Source organism: Xenorhabdus koppenhoeferi (assembly GCF_900116635.1).
Lineage (GTDB): Bacteria > Pseudomonadota > Gammaproteobacteria > Enterobacterales > Enterobacteriaceae > Xenorhabdus > Xenorhabdus koppenhoeferi.
Map to the genome: position 1 here is coordinate 1 of NZ_FPBJ01000013.1, position 8185 is coordinate 8185.

An 8185-nucleotide genomic window follows, 5' to 3' on the forward strand; every position below is an offset into this window, starting at 1 on the left:
GGCGGCGGTATGCAGGCGTGCTCATGGTTAGTTCACTCTGTTTATGGAATGCAAATCTTATTATCGCACAAAATAATTTATGACGACATTATCTACTGACTTTCTGCGGCAATCGATTCTGACCTGAATGTGTGATTCACGGCATATTTCACCTGCCATGCTTTAGGATTGATCAAATAATGTTGCCGGAAGCGTTTAGAAAAGTGACTTGGGCTGGAATAGCCTACTGCAACAGCAACCTCAATGACACTCATCCCTTTTTTCAACAAATCTTCTGCCGTGGTCATACGAACATTTTCCAGATATTGATGAAAAGTACGAAAAACAACCGCCCGAAATCCCTCTTTTAATTTCCGTTCATTCAACCCCACCGCTTTTGATAATGATTTTATTGTCCAAGGGTAATGATAGTCGCTATTAATTATTTTTATCGCATTGTAAACAGCCCGACGCTGCAAGCCATTGATTGCATTATATTGATAATCATAAATTTGGGCAGCCACACAGGCGAGTATTTCTAACGACTTTGCCTTTAAATAGATCTTTCTGACACTGCCATTTAATTGACATTCCTCTATTTGATTAACTAACTGCATAAATGGCGGATAGATAGGACTGGCCATCATCAGGACATCGTTATAGCTCGCATTTTTTTCAAAACCGACTGTTAACTTGTTAAACGATGGCAGCTCCTGAGACTTAATTTCGTTCAGAGAAAAACGGATATCAAGAATATGCCATACCCCACTGCCGAATAAATTCATACCACGCGTTATTTTAGGAGAATGAAAAAATATCATTGTTCCCGGACTAATATCTAAAACATCGCCATTCTCAATCGCCATTTTCCCCTTTCCGCTCAGAATAAAAGCAATCGATACAGTTGGCGGCCCTTCACAATATTCAGTGTATTCTTTGCTGAGTTCGAAACGAACCCGGTTTATATGAATTCCGTCTGATAACTCCTCAATTAGAAAAGGAAAATTCGTTTTATTTTCATCCACATGTGAATTCATGCAATTATCATGGCCAGTAGTGAAAATTCCCAATCTCTCACTATAAATCGTTTTCATCAGATCCCCTGTAAAATTAACTTCAGACACGACTTACAAACCAGTTCCACGGCAAAAACAGCATATTATGAAGATTATTCTTTTATTTTATATATATATGAATAATGTAAATATCACGCAATTTATCATTAGTGATAATCATTATCAATAGTGCGCATCTCGCTATTTTTGTTCCTATCCCGTTAGTTATTCTTTTTAAGCCTCGCTAGTCTTCTTTTCAGTTTTTGTTTTACTTCCTGTAAAACAATCTTTGAAAGAGCACCAAAGAGTATTTATATGAAAAAAAGATATGCTAAAGCATCTGTCTTATGTTGCCTGATTTCACCTATAGCTTGGGCGGAACATGTTCCTGAAACCACAGATGACATTTTGATTGTGACGGCGAATAAACGAGAAGAAGCATTAAATAAAATTAACGGCAGCATTTTAGTTAAAACCGGCGAAGAGCTTGAGCAGGCGGGTGTTACCAAAGTACAGGATCTTGAACGTGCCTTTCCGGGATTACAAATTCGCTCTCGTGGCAACCGAACCTATTCGGCAACCACAATCAGAGGGATCAGCTCACCCGATTATTATTCTCCTTCTATCCGAATTTATGTTGATGGTGTTCCTCAGGACCATCAATTCCTGACACAAGAATTAATCAATGTAGAACGCGTAGAATTATTACGTGGCCCTCAAGGTACCTTATACGGCGGAAACGCTCAGGCAGGTGTTATCAACATTATCACCCGCTCTCCAAAAGAAGGGCCTTGGCTTAACCTTTCTGGTAATTATTCCAAGCTGAAGCAAAGCGGGTCTTTCAGCGGATCAACGCCTCTTATCGAAGGCATACTTTATGGCAGTTCGAGTCTGCGCTGGGTAAAAGAACCCGGACAAATTGATATCCCGAAACGCGGTGACAAAAATATTGATTCCAGCAAAACCTGGCTGGGTAAAGGACAACTGACATTTGCGCCGGAAGACTCCCCTTTCAGTGCTGAACTCAGCTTTGCTCATGAAGACCTCAATTCACATGAAGAACTTTATTTAACCGACGAACAATTCCGCCGGAAAGAATACGATGGTGTTATCCCAGATCTGATACGACGCGTTAACAGTTATGCACTCAAAGCTGAATATGATTTCAACAACAGTGCATTAACCAGCGTAACGTCCTATCAGGATCGCACTATTTTCCGTAACTTCATCGGAGGTAAATGGAAAGAGAATCACCACGCAACAACCCAAGAGCTGCGTTTAAATTCTGACTACTCAAATGGAATATCCAGTGTTCTCGGCGGCTGGTTCTCAGATGAAAGCAATAAACATCTGGTTGGTACTTATCCTGGTTACTACAGTGATTCCCTGAATACAATTAAAACAAAATCACTGGCGCTGTTTGGTGAGGTTAAATTACCGGTTGCTGCTCAATGGGATCTGACCCTTGGCGGGCGTTTGTCACATGAAAAATCACAGATAGCCTACGCAGGCCGTTCTGGCACGATGGCAATCAGCGCCTTTGATAATCACGTTTCTAACAATGAGTTTACACCTAAAGCGGCTTTAGGCTGGCAATTCACACCTGAAACCCGCTTCTATGTCTCTGCCACCAAAGGTTATAAACCCGGTGGATTCAATAAAATTGTTTCCTCCGCCAGTGATAGAAAACCTTACGATACTGAAACCTCAGACAATTATGAGTTTGGCTGGCATACAGCGTTCTTTAATGACGCAATAACATTAAGCAGTGCTGTTTATTACATTCATTCCAAAGATAAACAGATTTATGTTGGCCCGATGATTGGTATGCAGTCCATTCGGAACGCCGGAAAAGCAGACAGTAAAGGTATCGAGCTGAGTAGCCAAATTAAGCCAATGCAGGGACTCCGGTTCTCTCTTGGCGGTAGTGCGGGTAAATCAAGTTTTACAAATGCGACCGATACTACAACTGGCATCAGTTATAACGGCAAACGTCTGCCTTATGCACCCGATATCATGCTCAATGCAAGTGTTGATTATCTTATCAATCAGACATTCTTACCGGGAAATCTCTATGTAAATATGGGTGCCCGCCACTATTCGAAAAGCTACTTTAATGAAACGAATACCCTTGAACAAGGTGCCTATACGCTCTATGACGCTTCATTGAGTTTAGAGATGGCTCATGGTGTCAACATTAAACTTTACGGCGAAAACCTGAGCAATAAAAAGTACCGTGTTTCTAGTTTCGAGAAAGGCCAGACGCTCAATATGGTGAGTAAGGGCTTGAATGTTGGGCTGGATGTGAGCATTGCACTGTGACGCATAATATTTCAAATTCTCGCCATATCTCGTTACTGCTTCTGACGTTGGCTGGTGTTTACACCATTCAAAGTACCATTGGCATGTTAACACTACAGAGCATGCCCGCATTTCTGCGCAGTCACGGCGTTACTCCGGATAAGATCGGGTTACTTTATCTGTTGATGTTGCCCTGGGCATGCAAAGTCCTTTGGGCACCGATTATAGAGCGTTATCGTAAATCAGGATCGGGGGATGCCTCCTCCCGCCGTCTCATGTTATGCGGTAATTTTTTAATTTTTCTTCTTTTTTGCTTAATATCATTGGCTACACCTGCCGAACATATGCCGCTGATCCTCGCGGCCCTGTTTCTGATTACACTTTGCCTGACCATAGTCGATACCACCACAGATGGTCATGCCATTGACCGATTGCCACCGCAGCAGCGTCCCTGGGGTAATGTCATGCAGGTTGGGGGCGGCTATCTGGGTACTATTGTTGGCAGCGGCCTGTTCTTATACCTTACCTCACTGTATGGCTGGCGCATTGGTACGGTCGCATTAGCCATCATGGTTCTCCTGCTGTCTCTGCCTATCTTGTTCATCCGCAAAACGCAGGGGAAGAAAGAAGCGGACGTTTCAAAGGTTGTCTCTCCTCCATCTCTCAAAAATGCATTACGCCGTACTCCGGTTAAACAGGCATTGGTTTTAATACTGTTGTGTATGACCAGTACACGTCTGTCACTCGGTATGTTCTCGCCGTTTTTGGTCGATCATGGCGTAGATTTAACTCAACTTGGCATTATTGCCGCCAGCGGTGGTGCATTAGCCGGATTATCCGGAGTCCTGTTTGGCGGTATCCTTGTACGTAAATCAGGCGCCATTCAGACATTATTGGGCCTTATGCTGGTTGAGTGCACGATGCTGTTGGGGATTTTCTGGCTTGCCCAACAACCAGAATCTTCCGTATCCCTGCTTTCAGCAGCATACGTTTCCATCACGTTAATCACTGCGGCTAAATTTGTTGCCTTATATACCCAAATGATGTCCTTGGCAGCAGGCACCCAATCCGGGGTAGATTTTGCGTTGATGCAATCCGCTGATATGTGTGTTGCCATCATCTGTTCAATGCTCGGCGGGCTGATTGTTACCCAATTTGGTTATGCTTCCCTTTTCGCCCTCGCATCTCTCTTCGTCCTCATTGGCCTGTTCTGGACATTACGCAAACACCACTCTTTCCAAAAGGAAAACACCTATGTTCAGTAACGACTCTTCTGCCCAGAATTCGCCGGAGCAACGTGCCGCTGATGCCGGTGTCCTTAAGGCATTATGGAATATGATGTGCCCATACCGCGCCCTGAGTTACGTTGCGATTACGCTTGCCATTGTCTCTGCGGGCCTGCAAATTCTGCCGGCTGCGGTTGCCGGTCTGATTACTCAGTCCATCCATGACGGGCAATATGCCACACTACTGAGTTACGGCATCATGTTATTAGGCTCCGCTTTCGCCGCTATGCTGACTTTCAGTGGTTCAACGTTTGTTTCCCATCTGATCGCAGCCGATGTCCAGGCTGATGTTCGTCACAATATCAGTAATAAATTGAAGTCCGTTCCCCTGGGCTTCTTCGTGCAGACCGACAGTACTGAAATCAAAAAGATGATGTTAGATGATGTCGAGCAGCTTGAAGATGGTATTGCTCACATCATCCCAGAAATGTCAGCAACCCTGTTCGGCCCACTTATCGCATTGAGTGTCATGCTGGCTATTGACTGGCGGCTGGCACTGGCTGCATTCGCTCCAACTCTGGGCGCTTGTCTGCTATTCATCTATATTCAGATGAAAGTTCAGGCCACAACTCAGCGTTTTTATGCAGCCCAAAACCGCATTGCTTCGACGATGGGAGAAGTGATTAATGCAATCCCCGTGGTAAAAACCTATTCAGGCGGCAATATTGCGCTACAACGTGCCGAAGAAGCATTTACTGCCCTGACACGTATTATTGATATTTGGGTTGAAAAAGTGCAGGTCAAATCCAGTCGATTTTTCGTGCTGGCCAGTGCCAATCTGCTGTTTGTACTTCCGTTAGCGGTCTGGTTATTTAACCGACAGGAAATCGCTGTATTTGAATTTACCTTCTTTATTCTGGCTGCTATGGCATTCGGCAATATCGCCTCCTCCATGTTTGCTGTAATGACCCGTTTGCAACAACAAGAGGCATTAATCACACGTTACCACTGGTTAATGAACCAACCTGAACTGGCGCCCTGCACTCAAAGCCAAACCCCTGCCGATCACAGTGTGATTTTGCATAATGTCAGCTTCTCCTACCAAGATGAACAGGATAATGCGTTAAATAATATCTCGTTCTCCGTACCCGCCGGAAGCTCACTGGCTCTGGTAGGAGCCAGTGGTTCTGGGAAATCTACTGTCGCCAGCCTGATCGCGCGTTTGTGGGACCCGCAGCAGGGCAAAATTACTGTTGGTGGTGTTGATATCCGCAATATGGATGAACCCACCCTGCGTAATAATATCTCTTTTGTTTTCCAGCGGGTCTTTCTGTTCAACGATACGGTAGCCAATAACATACGGTTGGCCCGTCCTGATGCGTCACAGGCTGAAGTTGAAGCCGCCGCCACCGCCGCGCAAGCACATCAATTTATCCAACAATTGCCGCAGGGCTACAACACGCGACTCAACAACGGTATCAGCTTGTCGGTCGGCGAAAAACAGCGGATCGCCGTTGCCGCAGCTATTCTGAAAAACGCGCCAATTCTTGTTTTGGATGAAGCAACAGCCTATGCCGATCCTGAATGTGAGAAAGAGATGCAACAAGCCCTCAATGCACTATGCCATACCCAAACGGGCCACAATAAAACAGTGATTGTCATTGCCCATCGCCTGCCAACCATCCGCCACCTTGATCAAATAGTGGTTCTGGATAAAGGGCAAATCATTGAACAAGGAACCCACGATGAGCTGAGTGCACAGCAAGGCGCATATGCCAGGCAGTGGGCGGCCTGGCGGGGAGAAAATACCGGAACAGGAGTAAATTAACATGGGATTATTTAATCGTCTCCAGCAACATCTGTCCCCGAAGCTGCAACGGGTCTGGTTTATGGGCGTATTATATAAACAACTTGATACCATTGCGATTATTGCTCAACTTGCCATCGCAGCCTGGGCTATCACTCATCTGGAAGATACTCATATAAAAGCAAGTGGCAACGGTATGCTACCGCTTGTCACTCTGGCGCTCTTGGTTGTTCTGTTGATGTTGCGGTTCGCTTTCATGTCCCGTGCACTGCGTAAACTCACCATTGCTGCTTACGGATTGGGCATAGAGATCCGCCGTTCCTTGCTAAAACGGCTTGTGAGTATGTCGGTCGCCACAATCCGGGGATTAAGCGCCGGAAAAATCGCACTGACATTGTCCGAAGATGTGCAGTGGCAGGAAAATCAGTCAGCCTATACCACACCCCAAATCCTTTGCCAGGTTATGATGCTCACACTGATTTATCTGGCCTTATTCTGGTTTGATTGGGTGGTTGCTGGCAGTGCGCTGTTGGTCTTGATGGTTGGATTACTCATTCTGGGCGCTATCCGTCAAAGACTCAATAAAATATTGCGCCGACGAGCAGCTATGATGGCTGGCGTATCTGAAGCAATTGTAGAATATGCACAGGGCATGGCCTTTATCCGAGCAGCATCAGCGACCACGACGGTAGAACAACGTTTTGAACAAGAAATCGAACAATTGCGTGTCGCATTCCGCCGGGGAGTATTCAGAAGCATACCGCTATTGAGTCTGTTCTACATCGTTATTGATACCAGCGTTGTTGTGGGCATACTGGCTGGAGCCCTGCGCTTTCATTCCCCAGAAGTACTCACGCTTTCTGAAATGCTTATCACCATCCTGCTCCTGTTTGCCACTATTACCCCTTTGCGCGGGATCATTCCTCTGATCAATGTGACTGCATTGACACAATTGGGTGAAACGCATATTGCAGAGATAGAAGCGGTTGAAACGCAAGTATCCGGATCATTAGCCACCCCTGCTAGATACGATGTTGAAGTTAACAACATCACATTCAGCTATCCGGGTACTAACCAACCCGCTATCCAAAACGTTTCATTCTATGCGCCACAAGGCAGCATGACCGCTATTGTCGGGCCTAGCGGCAGTGGTAAATCTACGCTGGCTTATTTATTACTCTCTTTCTACCAACTGGACAAAGGTGAAATTCGTCTGGGTGGAAACCCTGTCCATTATTACCAAACTCAGGCGCTGTACGACACTGTCACCATGATGTTTCAGGAAACTGCCCTGTTTCAGGATACTGTCGCCAATAATCTTCGTTTGGGAGATGCAGCCGCAACTCAGCCGGAACTGGAACAGGCTGCCCGCCTGGCCAATATTCACGACACAATTATGGCCCTGCCACAAGGATACGACACTCCGTTAGGTGTGGATGGCGGTACATTATCCGGCGGTGAACGCCAGCGCCTTGCCATTGCCCGCGCGATTTTAAAACAATCACCCGTGTTATTTCTGGATGAAGCAACAGCTTCACTGGACCCCGAAAATGAACGGCTGATACAGGAAGCCTTTGATTCTCTTATCCAGAACAAAACCGTCTTTGTTATCGCTCATCGGCTGAGCACGATAACCCGCGCCGATCAAATATTGGTCATGGATCATGGAACCCTTTGTGATAGCGGAACTCATGACGAATTACTGATGCGTTGTTCCCTTTATCAATCCCTTTGGAAAAATCATCTTGGTTCAGAAGAGCATTGGCATTTGCACCCAAATTTGCACCCAAGGCAGTTATCTGAATAACCAAAATAAT

Annotated in this window: 5 protein-coding genes; 4 read left to right on the forward strand and 1 reads right to left on the reverse strand. The window is 45.6% G+C overall.

From position 1 onward, the window contains the following. Positions 1 to 92: 92 nt before the first annotated feature. Positions 93 to 1073, reverse strand: coding sequence for a helix-turn-helix domain-containing protein (locus BM329_RS06030; RefSeq protein WP_092550289.1), 981 nt, complete (start codon positions 1071 to 1073; stop codon positions 93 to 95). Between the two features lie 276 nt (positions 1074 to 1349). On the opposite strand from BM329_RS06030, the gene BM329_RS06035 reads away from it, so the two are divergent. From BM329_RS06035 to BM329_RS06050, 4 genes are read left to right on the forward strand one after another with little or no spacing between them, the layout of a single operon-like run. Continuing rightward, complete coding sequence (locus BM329_RS06035) at positions 1350 to 3356, forward strand: TonB-dependent receptor (protein WP_092550292.1); 2007 nt, start codon at positions 1350 to 1352, stop codon at positions 3354 to 3356. Next, positions 3353 to 4600: an MFS transporter gene (locus BM329_RS06040; RefSeq protein ID WP_092550295.1), complete on the forward strand. Its 1248-nt coding sequence runs from the start codon at positions 3353 to 3355 to the stop codon at positions 4598 to 4600. The genes BM329_RS06035 and BM329_RS06040 overlap by 4 nt, the downstream gene beginning before the upstream one ends. Further along, positions 4590 to 6389: an ABC transporter ATP-binding protein gene (locus BM329_RS06045; RefSeq protein ID WP_092550298.1), complete on the forward strand. Its 1800-nt coding sequence runs from the start codon at positions 4590 to 4592 to the stop codon at positions 6387 to 6389. The genes BM329_RS06040 and BM329_RS06045 overlap by 11 nt, the downstream gene beginning before the upstream one ends. 1 nt (position 6390) lies before the next feature. Beyond that, positions 6391 to 8175, forward strand: a complete 1785-nt coding sequence (locus tag BM329_RS06050; RefSeq protein WP_092550301.1) for an ABC transporter ATP-binding protein — start codon at positions 6391 to 6393, stop codon at positions 8173 to 8175. The last annotated feature ends 10 nt before the right edge of the window (positions 8176 to 8185 follow it).